Below are 17,201 nucleotides of genomic sequence, written 5' to 3'. Positions count from 1 at the left end.
TTGGACTGGGGGCCCGGAGGTTTGTTCCTGCCGGGTGTCGGCAAGCAGCGAGCCCGCCCCACAGGCCTGTGGGAGCGGGCTCGTCCCGCGATTGGGCCGCAAAGCGGCCCCAAAAACCTCAGGCAGCGCTGAAGGTCCTGTGCGGATCGATCACGAATTTCTTCGGCACGCCCGCATCGAACTCACCGTACCCTTCCGGCGCCTGATCCAGGCTGATCACCTGCACGCCCACCACTTCGGCGATGTTGATCCGATCCCACATGATTGCCTGCATCAGCTGGCGGTTGTACTTCATGGTCGGGGTCTGGCCGGTGTGGAAGCTGTGCGACTTGGCCCAGCCCAGGCCGAAGCGGATGCTCAGCGCGCCGATCTTCGCCGCCGCGTCCACCGCGCCCGGGTCTTCGGTCACGTACAGGCCCGGAATGCCGATCTTGCCGGCCACACGGGTGACCTGCATCAGCGAGTTGAGCACGGTCGCCGGAGCTTCGTGCTTGGCGCCTTCATGGCCGTGGCCGCGGGCTTCGAAGCCTACCGCATCGACGGCGCAGTCCACTTCCGGCTCGCCGAGGATGTCGATGATCTGCTCGTGCAGCGGGGTGTCCTTGGACAGGTCGACCACCTCGAAGCCCTGGGACTTGGCGTGGGCCAGGCGCAGCGGATTGAGGTCACCCACGATCACGCAGGCGGCGCCCAGCAGGCGTGCCGAAGCGGCAGCGGCCAGGCCGACCGGGCCGGCGCCTGCCACATAGACGGTGCTGCCCGGGCCGACGCCTGCGGTGACAGCACCGTGGTAGCCGGTGGGCAGGATGTCCGACAGGCAGGTCAGGTCACGGATCTTCTCCATGGCCTTGTCGCGGTCAGGCAGTTTCAGCAGGTTGAAGTCGGCGTACGGCACCAGCACGTATTCAGCCTGGCCGCCGGTCCAGTCACCCATGTCGACATAACCATAGGCACCGCCGGCACGGGCCGGGTTGACGGTCAGGCAGACGCCGGTGTGCATCTCCTTGCAGGAACGGCAGCGCCCGCAAGCGACGTTGAACGGCACCGACACCAGGTCGCCGATCTTCAGGCGCTCGACATCGCGGCCCAACTCGACGATTTCACCCGTGATCTCATGGCCGAGAACCAGGCCGACCTGAGCGGTGGTGCGGCCCCGGACCATGTGCTGGTCGGAACCGCAGATATTGGTGGAGACCACCTTGAGGATCACGCCGTGCTCGATCTTCTTGCCGCGCGGATCCTGCATCTTGGGGTAGTCGATCTTCTGCACCTCGACCTTGCCTGCGCCGAGATACACCACTCCACGATTACCAGACATGCTCTTACCTCGCTTGATTTGTATTTATGCAGCGGTGGTTGAAGCGCCGCCATCCCTGGGCGGCCTGTGTTACTGGAATGAGGGGAATTGTGGGCTTGATGGGGGATGTCGCAGTGACTGGATGCGACAGGGGATTATCTGTTTACGGCAGGTCGAAAGTGGTGAGGCCATTCGCGGGCAAGCCCGCTCCTACAGGGGATCGCATGCCTGAGAACGGCGCTGTGCCTGTAGGAGCGGGCTTGCCCGCGAAGAGGCCCGTGCAGACGTCAGAGAACGACAGTCCGGTTGGCATTGAGGAATACCCGTCGCTCGATGTGATACCCCACCGCCCGCGCCAGGGTCAGGCACTCGATATCGCGCCCCTTGGCGATCAGATCTTCAGGATAGTGGCTGTGATCGACCACCTCGACGCCCTGGGCAATGATCGGCCCTTCGTCGAGGTCGTTGTTGATGTAGTGGGCGGTCGCGCCGACCATCTTCACACCCTTGTTGTACGCCTGGTGATAGGGCTTGGCGCCCTTGAAGCCCGGCAGCAGCGAGTGATGGATGTTGATCGCCCAGCCATCCAGGCGCCGGCACAGCTCTGGCGACAGCACCTGCATGTAGCGCGCGAGAATCACCAGCTCCGCGCCGGTTTCCTCGATCACCTTGAGCACCTTGCGCTCCTGGCCCGGCTTGTCGTTCGGGTCGAGCGCGAAGTGGTAGTAGGGAATCTTGTGCCAGTGCGCCAGCGGCTCCAGGTCGGGGTGGTTGGAGATCACTGCGACCACCTCCATGCCCAATTGGCCGATGCGCTGGCGATACAGCAGGTCGTTCAGGCAATGGTCGGCCTTGGACACCATGATCACCACCTTGGGGCGGTGATTGGGTGCCGTCAGCTCGAACGCCATGCCAAAGGCTTCACTGCGCTCGGCGAGCCCGGCACGGAAGGCATCTTCATCGAAACCGTCAGGTGCGCGGAATTCCACACGGATGAAGAAACGCCCCGACAGTCGGTCATCGAAGGAGTGATGCTCGGTGACGTAGCAGCGCTGCTCGAAGAGATGACGCGTGACCACATCGACCGTGCCGAGCATGCTCGGGCAGTCGGCGGTGAGAATCCAGGTGTCCGGTGCCCGACTCATGATCTGCGCTCCTTATGCCTCGATGGCCAGGCCGTACTCGGCCGATGCGTCCTGCAGCCACAGCCACCAGTAGTCGGAGAAGCTGCGGCGGATCACCAGCTCCCAGGTGTCTTCGGCAGTGCGGCGGATCACCAGTTGCGACTTGGCGAACACGGTGCCGACGGCCTTGCCCACCGGGAAGTTGTTCGGGTGTACATCATAGCTGGTGGATTTCATCAGCACGTCGCGCACGTTCGGGCCGCGCAGCTCGAGCAGGGTCTGCCCGCCACTGACATTGACCACCTGGACGTGCTGGCCGTCGAGGGCATCGCGCAGCTTCTGCTCGACGCTGAACTCCTGGCCGCCCGGGACGATCAGCAGCCATTCGTCGGGGCCGACCCACTGCAGCGACATTTCACTGTTGGCGACCACCGTCAGTGCCACCGGCAGCTCCAGGCCCAGGGCCTTGTGCACGGCGCCGGCGAACTGCGGATCGTGGCCATCACCACGGATCGTCAGGTGACCGAGGAATTTCTTCTCGCGCAGGGTGACGCCTGCGTTGTTGCGGCCCTTGCCGACCAGGCTGGCCAGGTCTGCGTGGTGCAGCGGCGACTGGGCCTTGGCATCGCTGCCGGGGTTTTGCTGGAAGACGTTGATAGCGCTCATTTCTTACCTGCCTTGAATTCTTGTGCCAGGAACGGCGCCGACCTGTAGGAGCGGGCTTGTCCCGCGATTGGGGCGCAGAGGCCACCATCGCAATCGCGGGGCAAGCCCGCTCCCACAGGGTCCGGCGTGGTCTTCCAATGCCTTAGACGTTCTGCCGCTCACCCTTCGGATCGAAGAACACCGAAGACACGATCTCTGCCTCGATCACGCTGCCGTCGGCCTGTGGCGAATAGACCCGCTCGCCGAGGCGCTTGAGGCCACCCTTGACCACGCCCATGGCGAACGAATAGCCCAGGGAGTTGGCCTTGTAGCTGGAGGTGACGTGACCGACCATGTCCATCGGAATCGGCTGCTTGGGATCGAACACCAGCTGGGCACCTTCAGGCAGCCACACGTTCGGGTCCACAGGCTTGAGGCCGACCAGTTGCTTGCGGTTCTCGCGGGTGGTGTCCTCGCGGTTCATGCCGCGCAGGCCGATCCACGAGAACGGCTTGTTGCGGCCCACGCACCAACTCATGTTCAGGTCGTCCGGCGTCATCGAGCCGTCGGTGTCCTGGCCGACGATGATGAAGCCCTTCTCGGCACGCAGCACGTGCATGGTCTCGGTGCCGTACGGCGTGAGGTTGTACTGCTTGCCCGCCTCGATGATCTTTTCCAGCACGCCCATGGCGTAGTTGGCCTGGACGTTGACCTCGTAAGACAGCTCGCCGGTGAACGAGATACGGAACACCCGCGCCGGCACCCCACCGACGTTGCCTTCCTTCCAGCTCATGAACGGGAAGGCGTCCTTGTCCAGGTCGATATCGCTGATCTGCTCCAGCAGCTTGCGGCTGTTGGGGCCGGACAGGGTCATGGTCGCCCAGTGGTCGGTGACCGAGGTGAAGTACACCTTCAGCTCCGGCCATTCGGTCTGGTGGTACAGCTCCAGCCACTGCAGCACACGGGCGGCGCCGCCAGTGGTGGTGGTCATGATGAAGTGGTTGTCGCCGACGCAGGCGGTCACACCGTCGTCGAAGACCATGCCGTCTTCCTTGCACATCAGGCCGTAGCGGGCCTTGCCCACATCGAGCTTGGTCCAGGCGTTGGTGTACACGCGGTTGAGGAACTCGCGCGCATCCGGGCCCTGGATGTCGATCTTGCCGAGCGTGGAAGCATCGAGCAGGCCCACGCTGTCACGCACCGCCTTGCACTCACGAGCCACGGCGGCGTGAATGTCTTCGCCAGGCTTGGGGAAGTACCACGGACGCTTCCACTGGCCGACATCCTCGAACTCGGCGTTGTTCTTCACGTGCCAGGCGTGCAGCGCGGTGAAGCGCACCGGCTCGAACAGGTGGCCACAATGACGGCCCGCCACCGCGCCGAACGTGACCGGCGTGTAGTTGGGGCGGAACATGGTGGTGCCCATTTCCGGAATGGTGATACCCAGCGAGCGGGCGGCGATGGCCAGGCCGTTGATGTTGCCCAGCTTGCCCTGGTCGGTGCCGAAGCCCAGCGCGGTGTAACGCTTGACGTGCTCGACCGACTCGAAGCCTTCGCGGGTGGCCAGCTCGATGGCGGCAGCAGTGACGTCGTTCTGCTGGTCGACGAACTGTTTCGGGGCGCGCGCAGTGCCTTTGTCGTGCGGCACCTGGAACAGCGCCACGGTGGCCTCTTCCTTGCGCTGCAAGGTCTTGGGCAGGCTGCCGACGCTGGCCTTGAAGCCGGCCTCGGTGGCGGCGCGAACACCGCCTTCGAAACCATCGGCGAGGGTGTCGCCCAGCGCATAGACGCCGTTCACGCCACCGACGCACACACGCTTCTGCGGCGCGTCGCCCGGCACGAAGCCGAGGATATCGTCACGCCAGACAGGGCGCCCGCCCAGGTGCGAGGCCAGGTGCACCACCGGGCTGTAGCCCCCGGAAGTGGCAACCAGGTCGCATTCGAGCCATTCGCCAGGGCTGGTGACCTTGTGTGCAGGCACATCGATGGCCGCCACACGGGCACCGGTGACGTGCTTGCCGCCACGGGCTTCGATCACCGCGCTGGAGGTGAGGATGCGGATCCCCTTGGCACGCGCCTCCTCGACCAGCGAACCGCGCGGGTTGTGGCGCGCATCGGCGATGGCGACCACCTGCAGGCCGGCATCGTGCCAGTCAAGGGCGGTGCGGTAGGCATGGTCGTTGTTGGTCGACAGCACCAGCTTGCGGCCCGGCGCCACGCCATAACGGCGCACATAGGTGGAAACCGCTCCGGCCAGCATGTTGCCCGGCAGGTCGTTGTTGCCGTACACCAGCGGACGTTCGTGGGCGCCGGTAGCCAGCACCACACGCTTGGCCCGCACACGGTGCACGCGCTGGCGTACCTGGCCGATCGGCGCGCGGTCACCGAGGTGGTCGGTGAGGCGCTCGTGGATGGTCAGGAAGTTATGGTCGTGGTAACCGTTGACCGTGCTGCGCGGCAGCAGGGTGACTTCGGCCAGCCCCTGCAGCTCGGCAAGGGTCGCAGCCACCCAGTCGGCGGCCGGCTTGCCGTCGAGGGTCTCGCGGCTGTCGAGGAGGCTGCCGCCGAACTCTTCCTGTTCATCGGCCAGGATCACCCGCGCCCCGCTACGGCCGGCCGCCAGTGCAGCAGCCAGGCCTGCCGGGCCGGCACCGACGATCAGCACGTCGCAGTGCTGGTTCATGTAGTCGTAGCTGTCCGGGTCGTTCTGCAGCGGTGCACGGCCCAGGCCCGCCGCCTTGCGGATGTACTTCTCGTAGGTCATCCAGAACGACTTGGGATACATGAAGGTCTTGTAGTAGAACCCCGGCGGCATCATGTTGCCGCCGACCTTGCCGATGATGCCCATCACGTCGTTGTTGACGTTCGGCCAGCCGTTGGTGCTGCTGGCCACCAGGCCCGAATACAGCGCCTGCTGGGTGGCACGCACGTTGGGGATCTGGGTGGCTTCGCTGGAGCCGATCTGCAGGATAGCGTTCGGCTCTTCGGTACCGGCGGCGATGATCCCGCGCGGGCGCGAATACTTGAAGCTGCGCCCGACGATCTCGACACCGTTGGCCAGCAGCGCGGCGGCCAGGGTATCGCCGGCATAACCCTGGTAGGTCTTGCCGTTGAAGGTAAAGTTCAGAACCTTGCTGCGGTCGATGCGACCGCCGCTGGCGAGGCGATAGACCTGGCTCATACTTTTTCTCCCTGGCCCTTGGCGGTCGCCGGTGCGGCGCTTTGTCTGGATGCAGCGGTCACCTGAGGCTTCTCACCGATCTTGTAGGTTTCGAGAATCTCGTAGGTCACCGTGTCACGGGTCACGTTGAAGTACTGGCGGCAACCGGCGACGTGGTCCCACAGCTCGTGGTGGATACCGCGCGGGTTGTCGCGGAAGAACATGTAGGTGCCCCACTCTTCGTCGGAGCAGGTGTTCGGGTCCAGCGGGCGGGCGATGTGCGCCTGGCCTGAAGCGTGGAATTCTTCTTCGGAGCGCAGCTCGCCGCAGTGGGGACAGAAGATTTGCAACATGACGGTTGTCTCCGGGTCAGTGGGCGACGGCAGCAGCGCCGTGTTCGTCGATCAGCGCGCCGTTGTAGAAACGGTCGATGGAGAAAGGCGCGGCCAGTGGATGCATCTCGCCCTTGGCCAGGCTCGCCGCGAAGACGTTGCCCGAGCCCGGAGTGGCCTTGAAGCCGCCCGTGCCCCAACCGCAGTTGAAGAACATGTTCTTGACCGGGGTCTTGGAGATGATCGGGCACGCATCCGGGGTGGTGTCGACGATGCCGCCCCACTGGCGGTTCATGCGCACGCGCGACAGGATCGGGAACATCTCGACGATCGCCTGCAGGGTGTGCTCGATGATCGGGTACGAGCCACGCTGGCCATAACCGACCCAACCGTCGATGCCGGCGCCGATCACCAGGTCGCCCTTGTCGGACTGGCTGATGTAGCCATGCACGGCGTTGGACATGATCACCGAGTCGATGATCGGCTTGATCGGCTCCGACACCAGTGCCTGCAGGGGGTGCGACTCCAGCGGCAGGCGGAAGCCGGCAAGCTTGGCCATGTGCCCGGAGTTACCGGCAGTGACCACGCCGACGCGCTTGGCACCGATGAAGCCCTTGTTGGTTTCCACACCGATCACCGCACCGTTCTCCTTGCGGAAACCAATGACTTCGGTCTGCTGGATCAGGTCCACACCCAGGGCGTCGGCGGCCCGGGCGAAGCCCCAGGCGACCGCATCGTGGCGGGCGACGCCGCCGCGACGCTGCACGGTGGCGCCCAGGATCGGGTAACGGGTGTTCTTCGAGCAGTCCAGGTGCGGGATCTCGGCCGCGACCTGGTCGGTGAGGATCAGCTCGCCATCGACACCATTGAGGCGGTTGGCGTTGACCCGGCGCTCGGAATCGCGGATGTCCTGCAGGGTGTGGCACAGGTTGTAGACGCCGCGCTGGGAGAACATCACGTTGTAGTTGATGTCCTGCGACAGGCCTTCCCACAGCTTCATGGCGTGTTCGTAGAGGTGCGCGGACTCATCCCACAGGTAGTTGGAACGCACGATGGTGGTGTTGCGCGCGGTGTTGCCACCGCCCAGGTAACCCTTCTCGACCACCGCGACGTTGGTGATGCCGTGTTCCTTGGCCAGGTAGTAAGCCGTGGCCAGGCCATGGCCGCCGCCGCCAACGATGACCACGTCGTAGACCTTCTTGGGGGTCGGCGTGCGCCACATGCGCTGCCAGTTCTCGTGGTGGCTGAGGGAGTGCTTGAGAAGGCCGAAGCCCGAATAGCGTTGCATGGTGTTCTACTCCACTCAGCGGTAGACCGGGAAGTCGGCGCACAGGGCGGCGACGTTCTTGGCGACATCGGCTTCGACGTCGGCGTCGCCCAGGTTGTCCAGCACATCGCAGATCCAGCCCGCCAGCGCCACGCACTGGGCAACCTTGAAGCCGCGGGTGGTGACGGCCGGGGTGCCGATGCGCAGGCCCGAGGTGACGAACGGCGACTGCGGGTCATTGGGCACAGCGTTCTTGTTGACGGTGATGTGCGCGCGGCCGAGGGCGGCGTCAGCATCCTTGCCGGTCAGGCCCTGGCGGATCAGGCTGACCAGGAACAGGTGGTTGTCGGTGCCGCCGGAAACCACGTCGTAACCACGCTCGATGAACACCTGGGCCATGGCCTGGGCGTTCTCGATGACCTGCTTCTGGTAGGTCTTGAATTCGGGCTCCAGCGCCTCCTTGAAGCACACCGCCTTGGCTGCGATCACATGCATCAGCGGGCCGCCCTGGGCGCCAGGGAATACGGCAGCGTTGAGCTTCTTCTCGATCTCTTCGTTGGACTTGGCCAGGATCAGGCCGCCACGCGGACCGCGCAGGGTCTTGTGGGTGGTGGTGGTGACCACGTCGGCGAAAGGAATCGGGTTCGGATACAGGCCCGCAGCGACCAGACCGGCAACGTGGGCCATGTCGACGAACAGCAGCGCACCGACTTTATCGGCGATCTGGCGGAAGCGTGGGAAATCGAGGGTTTTCGAGTAGGCCGAGAAACCTGCGACGATCATCTTCGGCTTGTGCTCGACGGCGAGGCGCTCGACTTCGTCGTAGTCGATCAGGCCGGTATTGGTGTCGATTCCGTACTGAACGGCGTTGTACAGCTTGCCCGAGGACGACACCTTGGCACCGTGGGTGAGGTGGCCACCGTGGGCCAGGCTCATGCCCAGGATGGTGTCACCGGCCTGCAGCAGAGCGAGGTAGACCGCGCTGTTGGCCGAAGAACCGGAGTGCGGCTGGACGTTGGCGTAATCGGCGCCGAACAGCTGCTTGGCGCGCTCGATGGCCAGTGCCTCGACCTTGTCGACGTGCTCGCAGCCACCATAGTAGCGCTTGCCCGGATAGCCTTCGGCGTACTTGTTGGTCAGGCCGCTGCCCTGGGCCTGCATGACGCGCTTGCTGGTGTAGTTCTCCGAGGCGATCAGCTCGATGTGATCTTCCTGGCGCTGTTCCTCGGCATTCATCGCCGCCAGCAGTGCATCGTCGTAACCCTGGATCTGGTCTTGCTTGCTGAACATCGTGTTTCTCCCGGCAGCGATCGCTTCTTGTCTGATGAGGGTCTTCTCACCCTTTGCGGCGATGGTATGACTGGGCCGGGGGGCACAGATGCCTGCGCGCGCCTTGCAATGGCGCGTTTACGACATTGGTGGTGTGTCAGTACCGGCCTCTTCGCGGGCAAGCCCGCTCCTACGGGGGCCGTGGTGAACCTTGTAGGAGCGGGCTTGCCCGCGAAGAGGCCGGCACTGACACCCCACACTCGGCTTGTATAGGCAACTGCTGAATCGATGGTTTAGAGTGCTGCCTTGCGTCGTAAAAAGGACAGGCGTCATGACCGATAACAACCAACAATTCGCCAGCGACAACTATTCCGGCATCTGCCCTGAAGCCTGGGCGGCGATGGAAAAGGCCAACCAGGGCCACGAACGCGCCTATGGCGACGATCAGTGGACCGAACGCGCCTCGGAATATTTCCGCAAGCTGTTCGAAACCGACTGCGAGGTGTTCTTCGCCTTCAACGGTACTGCCGCCAACTCCCTGGCGCTGGCCTCGCTGTGCCAGAGCTACCACAGCGTGATCTGCTCCGAGACCGCCCACGTCGAGACCGACGAATGCGGCGCGCCGGAGTTCTTTTCCAACGGCTCCAAGCTGCTGACCGCACGCAGCGTCAACGGCAAGCTGACCCCGGACTCGATCCGCGAGGTCGCGCTCAAACGCCAGGACATCCACTATCCCAAGCCGCGCGTGGTCACCATCACCCAGGCCACCGAAGTCGGCAGCGTGTATCGCCCCGACGAGCTCAAGGCAATCAGCGCCACCTGCAAGGAGCTGGGCCTGAACCTGCACATGGATGGCGCACGCTTCTCCAACGCCTGCGCGTTCCTCGGCTGTTCGCCGGCAGAGCTGACCTGGAAAGCGGGCATCGATGTGTTGTGCTTCGGTGGCACCAAGAACGGCATGGCGGTGGGCGAGGCGATCCTGTTCTTCAACCGCGACCTGGCCGAAGACTTCGACTACCGCTGCAAGCAGGCCGGGCAGCTGGCCTCGAAGATGCGCTTCCTGTCGGCGCCCTGGGTCGGGCTGCTGGAAGACAGCGCCTGGTTGCGTCACGCACAGCATGCCAACCACTGCGCGCAGTTGCTGGCTTCGCTGGTCAGTGACCTGCCGGGTGTCGAGCTGATGTTCCCGGTGGAAGCCAACGGGGTGTTCCTGCAACTACCGGAATTCGCCATCGAAGCCCTGCGCGGCAAGGGCTGGCGCTTCTACACCTTCATCGGTAGCGGTGGCGCGCGCTTCATGTGCTCGTGGGATACCGAAGAAGCGCGGGTGCGTGAGCTGGCGGCCGATATCCGCGTAATCATCGGCGGCTGATCGAAAGGCACTCGGCGAGAGCGGGCTGTTTGGGACCGGGCTTGTGGGGGCCCGACAAGCCCGCTCCTCCACTCAAGGTCATCAGCAAGACGTTGCCCTGCCTCAAGCCTGGATTCAGGCCTCGCCGATGGTCCGGGCGATAGCGTCCACCGCAGCATCCACCTTCGCCTGAGTGCGTTCGAGCGTCTGCGCGTGCTCGCGCTGCAACTCGATCTGCCTGGAGCACAGGTTCAAAGCTGCCAGCACCAGCAACTTGTCGCCGATCAATGTGGGGTAGTTGCGCTTGGTCTCGGCCAGAGCGACGTTGAGCATGCGCACGGCCTGCGAGAGCGTCTCTTCCTGGCCCTCGGGCGCCTTCAGCGAGTAGTCGGTGCCGAGAATGTTCACCACATTGATCGGCTGCGCTTGCAGTCTCATGCGCCTACGACACCTGCACTGGCACGCTCGACCAGCGCCTGGATACGTGCGGCGGTAGCGCCGTGCTTCTCTTCCTGCTCCATCAGCGACAGCTGCAGAGTCTCGTTCTCTTCCTTGGCCTGGGCCAGTTCCTGATCGAGCTTCTGGTTCTGCTCGGTCAGTTGTGCGTTCTTGTGCATCAGGTCGCCGACCAGTTGCTCCAGTTGATTCAGGGATGCTTCCAACATACGTCTATCTCGGTTGTTGCAAAGGGCGCACACGATAAAGAAAAGCTCGCGCCCCCGCCATTAAAAATCAGGTAAGGGAGGGTGTGTTCCGGCAGATTGACAGGCTTGCGGGCACCTTGTTCCGGCCTGGATCAACCGCCTGTCAGGAAGAACGAGTGTAAATCCTCGTTTAGCCCCCCATTGCCTAAAGACTTGTGCGTTCCGACCGATAGGCAGGTAGGTCAAATTCCTTCGCATGGACGCGAGCCTTCCCTCCGGATCTCGACGTCATGTCCCTACGCAATCTGAATATCGCCCCACGCGCCCTGCTCGGCTTTTCCCTGATCGGTGTGCTGATGCTTAGCCTAGGTATTTTTTCACTCATCCAGATGGGCAATATCCGGCAGGCGGGCATCATCATCGAGCAGGTCAATGTCCCGAGTATCAAGCTGCTGGACGAAATGACCGCGCTCAATCTGCGCCTGCGCACCCTGTCCTATCGACTGCTGGTCAACCGGGATTCGCAGGCCGATACCATGCGCCTGATGGACGAACGCAACGCCCAGATCGACAAGGCTCGTAGCGCCTACGTGCCGCTGATCGCCGAGCCTGAGGAACAGGCCGCATTCGACCAGCTCGGCCAGTTGCTGACGCAGTACCGCCAGCTTGAAGCCCGTATGCGCAGCCTGAGCCAGGCCGGCCAGCTCGATCCTCTGCGCGAGATGCTCAACCGCGACCTGCTGGCCAACTCCGACCAGATCAACAAGGCCATGGACCGCCTGCTGCAGATCAACACCGCGCAGACGCGCAAGGCCAACGAGGAAGCCGCACGCCAGTACGACAGCGCCTTCATGCTGGTGATTGGCCTGCTGGTGGCTGCCACGGTGCTCACGTTGCTGTTCGCGCTGCTGCTGACACGCAGCATCGTGCGTCCGATCGACGACGCCCTGCGCGCCGCCGAACAGATCGCCGAAGGCGACCTCACCCAGCGCGTCAGCACCGACGGCACCGACGAAGCCGCCCGTCTGCTGCAGGCCATGGCCAAGATGCAGGACAAGCTGCGCGACACCCTGCAGCTGATCTCAGGCTCTGCCACCCAGCTCGCCTCGGCCGCCGAGGAACTCAACAGCGTCACCGACGAAAGCGCGCGCGGCCTGGCCCAGCAGAACAACGAGATCCAGCAGGCCGCCACTGCGGTTACCGAGATGACCAGCGCCGTCGAAGAGGTTGCCCGCAATGCCGTCAGCACCTCGGAGGCCTCGGGTGAAGCCAGCCGCTCGGCCGGCGATGGCCGCGACCTGGTGATCGAGACGGTCGGCGCCATCGAACGCATGAGCAGCGACGTGCAGACCACCGCCAGGCTGATCGAGGATCTGGCCGGGCAATCACGCGATATCGGCAAGGTGCTGGACGTGATCCGCGGCCTGGCCGACCAGACCAACCTGCTGGCACTCAACGCCGCCATCGAAGCGGCACGTGCCGGCGAGGCTGGACGTGGCTTCGCGGTGGTGGCTGACGAGGTGAGGGCATTGGCCCATCGCACCCAGCAATCGACCAGCGAGATCGAGCGGATGATCGGCAGCATCCAGGGCGGCACCGAGCATGCGGTGGAATCGATGCGCACCAGCACCGATCGAGCCGAATCGACCTTGAACATCGCTCGCGGCGCTGGCCTTGCATTGGACACCATCACCAGCGCCGTGGCGCAGATCAACGAGCGCAACCTGGTGATCGCCAGCGCTGCCGAGGAGCAAGCCCAGGTGGCCCGCGAGGTGGACCGCAACCTGGTGAACATCAATGACCTGTCGGTGCAGAGCGCGACCGGCGCACACCAGACCAGCATGGCCAGCGCCGAGCTGTCGCGCCTGGCAGTGGATCTGAATGGGCTGGTGGGGCGGTTCCGCACCTGACCACGCAATCCTGCAGGAGCGGCAATTCGCCACTCCTGCAGTTACGGTGCAACGGATCAGTAGTCGATCCGCACATCCCCCTTGGGCACGCTGCAGCACGACAGGATGTAGCCTTCGGCTTCGTCGTCCTCGGTGATCCCGCCGTTGTGGTCCATCTCCACTTCACCGCCGAGCTTGAGCACCTTGCAGGTGCCGCAGATGCCCATGCCGCAGGCCTTGGGAATCATCAGCCCGACTTTCGCCGCCGCCGCGTGCACCGTCTCGCCCGGGGCGATGCGAATGCTCTTCTCGCTGCCGACGAACTCGACCAGGTTGAGGTCCGCCACATCCACTGCCGGCGCCTCGGCCGCCGCTTCGGCATGCTCGACCGCATCGGCCTTGGCCTCGGCCGGCGTCGCGCCGAACGATTCCTCGTGGTAGTTCTTCATGTCGAAGCCGACCGCTTCGAGCATGCGCTTGACCGCGTTCATGTAGGGCGTCGGCCCACAGCAGAAGATCACCCGCTCGAGGTAGTCAGGCGCGATCAACTCCATCAGCCGCTGGTTCAGGTAGCCGCGATAGCCCGCCCAGGGCTCGCCCAGGCCGTGCTTCTCGCAAATGATGTGCAGGCTGAAGTTGGGGATGCGCGAGGCCATGTGTTCCAGCTCGCGGTGGTAGATGATGTCCTTGGGTGAGCGGGCGCTGTGCACGAACACCATGTCGACGTTGGCGTTGGTGTCGTAGAACCAGCGCGCCATGGACATCACCGGGGTGATGCCGACACCGCCGGAAAGGTACAGCGCCTTGTTGGCCGGGAAGTCGATGGCGTTGAACAACCCCACCGGGCCGTGCACGGGAAGCTCTGCGCCTTCGTGCAGGGTGTCGTGGAGGAAGTTCGATACCAGCCCGCCGGGCACGCGCTTGACGGTGATCGAGAAGCTGTAGGGGACTGATGGCGAGCTGGAGATGGTGTAGGAACGCATCACTGGCTTGCCTTCGATCTCCAGCTCCAGCGTCACGAACTGGCCCGGCTTGAAGAAGAACATGATCGGCTGGTCGGCCATGAAGCAGAAAGTGCGCACGTCCCAGGTCTCCTGGATGACCTTGACGCAGCGCACGATGTGGCGGCCGTTGGCCCAGGTCTGGGTGGTGACCGGATTGAGGAAGGTTTCGGACATGTTCTTCTCCAGCAGCCGACTATCGGCCTTCTTATGGCTGCGATAATGCGCAACGCCGTGACGTCGCACATTCCCATCCGCGACATCGGCGTGCTTATCGCGACCAGCCCCAAGGTACAAGGGTTGGCGCGTCGGAATTCGATTCGGCCATGTCGCCCATGGATATGGTTCGCGAACGGCGCGAACGCACACTCCTCGGCAAATAGAACCGCCGTTTTTTCGCTGACAGCCTTGCGCCAACCACAACAACGATTAGCCACCTTTCGCCGGCCGACAACGGCCTTGAGGATATAACGATGGACGTCACCGCAACCCTGAGCCTGGGCGATCCACTGGAACCTGCACGCAAGGCCACCGCCGAGATGCTGCAGACCCGCGAGCGGACCTACTCGCTGCCGCAGCCGTTCTACTGCGACGAGCGCCTGTTCCAGATCGACATGCAGGAGATCTTCCACAAGGAGTGGCTGATCGCGGGGATGACCTGCGAAATTCCATCGAAAGGCAACTACCTCACCCTGCAGATCGGCAAGAACCCGGTGATCGTCATCCGCGGCGCCGAAGGCAAGGTGCACGCTTTCCACAACGTCTGCCGCCACCGCGGTTCGCGGCTGTGCGTCAGCGAAAAGGGCAAGGTGGCCAAGCTGGTCTGTCCCTACCACCAGTGGACCTACGAGCTCGACGGCCGCCTGCTGTTCGCCGGCACCGAGATGGGCGCCGACTTCGACATGAACCAGTACGGCCTCAAGCCGATCAACGTGAAGACTGCCGGCGGCTACATCTTCATCAGCCTGGCGGAAAATCCGCCGGCCATCGACGAGTTCCTGGCCACGCTCGACCACTACATGGAACCGTACGACATGGAGAACGCCAAGGTGGCCGTGCAGACCACCTTGATGGAAAAGGCCAACTGGAAACTGGTGCTGGAAAACAACCGCGAGTGCTACCACTGCAACGGTTCGCACCCTGAATTGCTCAAGACCCTGCTGGAGTGGGACGACACCAACGACCCGCGCGCCGACCAGGCGTTCAAGGACCACGTCGCCGCTTCCGCTGCCGCCTGGGAAGCCGAGAAGATCCCTTACCTGCACAAGAGCCATGGCCTGCGTAACCGCATCGTGCGCATGCCGCTGCTCAAGGGCACCGTGTCGATGACCATGGACGGCAAGCAGGCGTGCAAGAAGCTCATGGGCCGCATCAAGAACCCCGACCTCGGTTCGATGCGCATCCTGCACCTGCCGCACTCCTGGAACCACTGCATGGGCGATCACATGATCGTCTTCACGGTGTGGCCGATCAGCGCCCAGGAAACCATGGTCACCACCAAGTGGCTGGTGCACAAGGATGCCGTCGAAGGCGTCGATTACGACCCCGAGCAGATGCGCAAGGTGTGGGATGCCACCAACGACCAGGACCGCCGCCTGGCCGAAGAGAACCAGCGCGGGATCAACTCCACCGCCTACCAGCCGGGCCCGTACTCGAAGACCTACGAGTTCGGTGTGGTCAACTTCATCGACTGGTACAGCGACCGCGTCCTGGCCAACTTGGGTGCGGAACCTGCGCCATACCTGAAGGAAGTCAAGGCGCAGTAAGCCTTCACGGGTGTTGATAAACGCCACGGCCGAGCGATCGGCCGTGGCGTTTTACATTGCAATCCAAAGGAACTGAACATGTTATCCACAGAGTTGTTCAGATGTTCTGTGGACAGGCGTCGAGCCTCGGCAGACGACAGACTGATCATTATTTGATCAATTCTCTGAAAGCCTTTGATCCAGAGGCCTGCAAGTAATATCGAACACCTTGTCCACAGATACGCCAACAGATTTTGTGGGCACATGCAGACCGCGTGGAAAAGTGCTGTGGATAATGGCCTTGACCCCTTGTCAATCATGACCTTGAGAGTGATTAAGGCGACTTTGGTCAATTATTGACCAATAGCTTGCAGGCCAATGAAATCAAGGCATCCAGCGGTTGCCCAACATATTATCCACAGAGCCGCCAACAGTGATTGTGGGAAACCTCATGGGAATGACCCGGGATTGCCATGGGTGATTCACGGAGCGGGCTGTATGTTTTTTGATCAATGCTCTACACGCATTGATTTCAAAGGGCTGTAGCGAAGCGCGAACACTTTATTCACAGGGTCGCGAACAGATTTGGTGGGCAACTCTCTGTGGGAGCGGGCTTGTCCCGCGAACACGAGCGTAGCCCGTGCCAGGCAGCGCGGTGTTCTTTTCGCGGGCAAGCCCGCTCCTACAACAGCCCCAACCAGTCAGCGCAACACGCCTTCCTCCACCAGCAACTTGAGGATCGCTTCGGCACCCTCCTGCGGGGAAACATCCTTGAGCACCTTGCCGCCACCGCCACTGGCCTTGGCCGTGGCTGCCTTCATCCGATCGGCGCCGCTCTTGGCCTTGATCACCTTGAGCCGCTTGGGCCGCGGGCGGGCAGGCTGCAAGGCGTCGCCTTCGAGCAGTTCATCGTCCACCACCGCCACGTTACGCGCCGCCAGCACACCCCGCCGCGCAGGGCCAAAGGCGCTCTGGCGCGGCTTGGGCGCGGCGTTATCCACAGTCGCCAGCAACGGCAGGCGTACCTTCAACCGGCGTCGTTGACCGCGCGGCAAGGCCTGCAGCACCTGGGCGGTGCCATTCTCGATCGACTCCACCTCAGCCAGGCCCACCACCAACGGCCAGCCCAGCCTCTCGGCCAGCAGAAACGGCAGCATGCCCGAGCCTTCACCCGTCTCGGCCTGGCTGCCGGTCAGCACCAGTTGAGCACCAGCGTCGCGCAGGTAATCCCCCAGCACCCCCAGCACATCGGCCCCCGCAGGCTGCTCGAGCACATCCAGATGCTCCAGGCCCATGCCCAGGTAGCCGCGCAGGGCCTCTTCGCGCGGGTCGCCGGCATGTACCACCTGCAAGTTATCCCCAGCCAGCTGCAAGCCCAATTCGACAGCGCGTGCATCCTGCTCGGCGCGGCGAGCGCGACCAGAGCTGGGGTGAGCGCCGATGGAAACCAGGCTGATGACTTTCGTACTCATGCTCG

14 protein-coding genes and 1 pseudogene are annotated in these 17,201 nt (G+C 63.5%); 4 read left to right on the top strand and 11 right to left on the bottom strand.

Translation table 11 applies throughout. The features are described 5' to 3' along the window. Window positions 1-118 precede the first annotated feature (118 nt). The 7 genes from fdhA to AC2CGW_RS12215 all read right to left on the bottom strand — a co-directional run bounded on the left by fdhA (window position 119) and on the right by AC2CGW_RS12215 (window position 9,115). The gene (fdhA, locus tag AC2CGW_RS12245) at window positions 119-1,318 is read right to left on the bottom strand and encodes a formaldehyde dehydrogenase, glutathione-independent (protein ID WP_054892154.1); all 1,200 of its coding nucleotides are present in this window, start codon (window positions 1,316-1,318) and stop codon (window positions 119-121) included. Window positions 1,319-1,584: 266 nt separating this feature from the next. Next, window positions 1,585-2,442 (bottom strand): formyltetrahydrofolate deformylase, encoded by an 858-nt coding sequence (gene purU / locus AC2CGW_RS12240; RefSeq protein ID WP_186667476.1) that lies wholly within the window; start codon window positions 2,440-2,442, stop codon window positions 1,585-1,587. Window positions 2,443-2,454: 12 nt separating this feature from the next. Beyond that, window positions 2,455-3,087 (bottom strand): sarcosine oxidase subunit gamma, encoded by a 633-nt coding sequence (locus AC2CGW_RS12235; RefSeq protein WP_484574089.1) that lies wholly within the window; start codon window positions 3,085-3,087, stop codon window positions 2,455-2,457. A 142-nt stretch (window positions 3,088-3,229) separates the two neighbouring features. Beyond that, window positions 3,230-6,247, bottom strand: a complete 3,018-nt coding sequence (locus tag AC2CGW_RS12230; protein WP_484574088.1) for a sarcosine oxidase subunit alpha — start codon at window positions 6,245-6,247, stop codon at window positions 3,230-3,232. Then, entirely contained in the window at window positions 6,244-6,579 is a 336-nt protein-coding gene (locus tag AC2CGW_RS12225) for a sarcosine oxidase subunit delta (RefSeq protein ID WP_186667473.1), read from the bottom strand. Before AC2CGW_RS12225 ends, AC2CGW_RS12230 begins: the two co-directional genes overlap by 4 nt. Window positions 6,580-6,595: 16 nt before the next feature. Beyond that, entirely contained in the window at window positions 6,596-7,846 is a 1,251-nt protein-coding gene (locus AC2CGW_RS12220; RefSeq protein ID WP_484574087.1) for a sarcosine oxidase subunit beta family protein, read from the bottom strand. Between the two features lie 15 nt (window positions 7,847-7,861). Next, the gene (locus AC2CGW_RS12215; RefSeq protein ID WP_063542290.1) at window positions 7,862-9,115 is read right to left on the bottom strand and encodes a serine hydroxymethyltransferase; all 1,254 of its coding nucleotides are present in this window, start codon (window positions 9,113-9,115) and stop codon (window positions 7,862-7,864) included. 310 nt (window positions 9,116-9,425) lie between these two features. Between AC2CGW_RS12215 and AC2CGW_RS12210 the strand changes: the two genes are divergently transcribed. Continuing rightward, window positions 9,426-10,466: a threonine aldolase family protein gene (locus AC2CGW_RS12210; protein WP_186667472.1), complete on the top strand. Its 1,041-nt coding sequence runs from the start codon at window positions 9,426-9,428 to the stop codon at window positions 10,464-10,466. Between the two features lie 114 nt (window positions 10,467-10,580). Here AC2CGW_RS12210 and AC2CGW_RS12205 read toward each other — a convergent pair whose 3' ends face one another. Continuing rightward, a complete protein-coding gene (locus AC2CGW_RS12205; protein ID WP_186667471.1) occupies window positions 10,581-10,883 on the bottom strand; it encodes a cell division protein ZapA in 303 nt (100 codons plus the stop codon). Then, window positions 10,880-11,110, bottom strand: a complete 231-nt coding sequence (locus AC2CGW_RS12200; protein WP_054892145.1) for a hypothetical protein — start codon at window positions 11,108-11,110, stop codon at window positions 10,880-10,882. Before AC2CGW_RS12200 ends, AC2CGW_RS12205 begins: the two co-directional genes overlap by 4 nt. 269 nt (window positions 11,111-11,379) lie before the next feature. Between AC2CGW_RS12200 and AC2CGW_RS12195 the strand changes: the two are divergent. After that, window positions 11,380-12,144: pseudogene (locus tag AC2CGW_RS12195) on the top strand (MCP four helix bundle domain-containing protein); the annotation flags it as partial. Next, window positions 12,127-12,999 (top strand): methyl-accepting chemotaxis protein, encoded by an 873-nt coding sequence (locus AC2CGW_RS12190; protein WP_484574115.1) that lies wholly within the window; start codon window positions 12,127-12,129, stop codon window positions 12,997-12,999. The pseudogene AC2CGW_RS12195 and the gene AC2CGW_RS12190, both read left to right, overlap by 18 nt. 56 nt (window positions 13,000-13,055) lie before the next feature. On the opposite strand, the gene gbcB is transcribed toward AC2CGW_RS12190, so the two are convergent. Next, window positions 13,056-14,156, bottom strand: a complete 1,101-nt coding sequence (gene gbcB, locus AC2CGW_RS12185) for a glycine-betaine demethylase subunit GbcB (protein WP_186667468.1) — start codon at window positions 14,154-14,156, stop codon at window positions 13,056-13,058. 296 nt (window positions 14,157-14,452) lie between these two features. On the opposite strand from gbcB, the gene gbcA reads away from it, so the two are divergent. After that, on the top strand, window positions 14,453-15,745 hold the full coding sequence (gene gbcA / locus AC2CGW_RS12180; RefSeq protein WP_186667467.1) for a glycine-betaine demethylase subunit GbcA: 1,293 nt from the start codon (window positions 14,453-14,455) through the stop codon (window positions 15,743-15,745). 680 nt (window positions 15,746-16,425) lie between these two features. Here gbcA and etfB read toward each other — a convergent pair. Next, a complete protein-coding gene (gene etfB, locus AC2CGW_RS12175) occupies window positions 16,426-17,196 on the bottom strand; it encodes an electron transfer flavoprotein subunit beta (protein WP_186711265.1) in 771 nt (256 codons plus the stop codon). Between the last annotated feature and the right edge of the window lie 5 nt (window positions 17,197-17,201).

This window comes from Pseudomonas sp. SYWMCR5 (genome assembly GCF_057197165.1).
The sequence above is the reverse complement of the archived record's forward strand: the minus strand, read 5'-3'. Positions and strand labels throughout refer to the sequence as shown.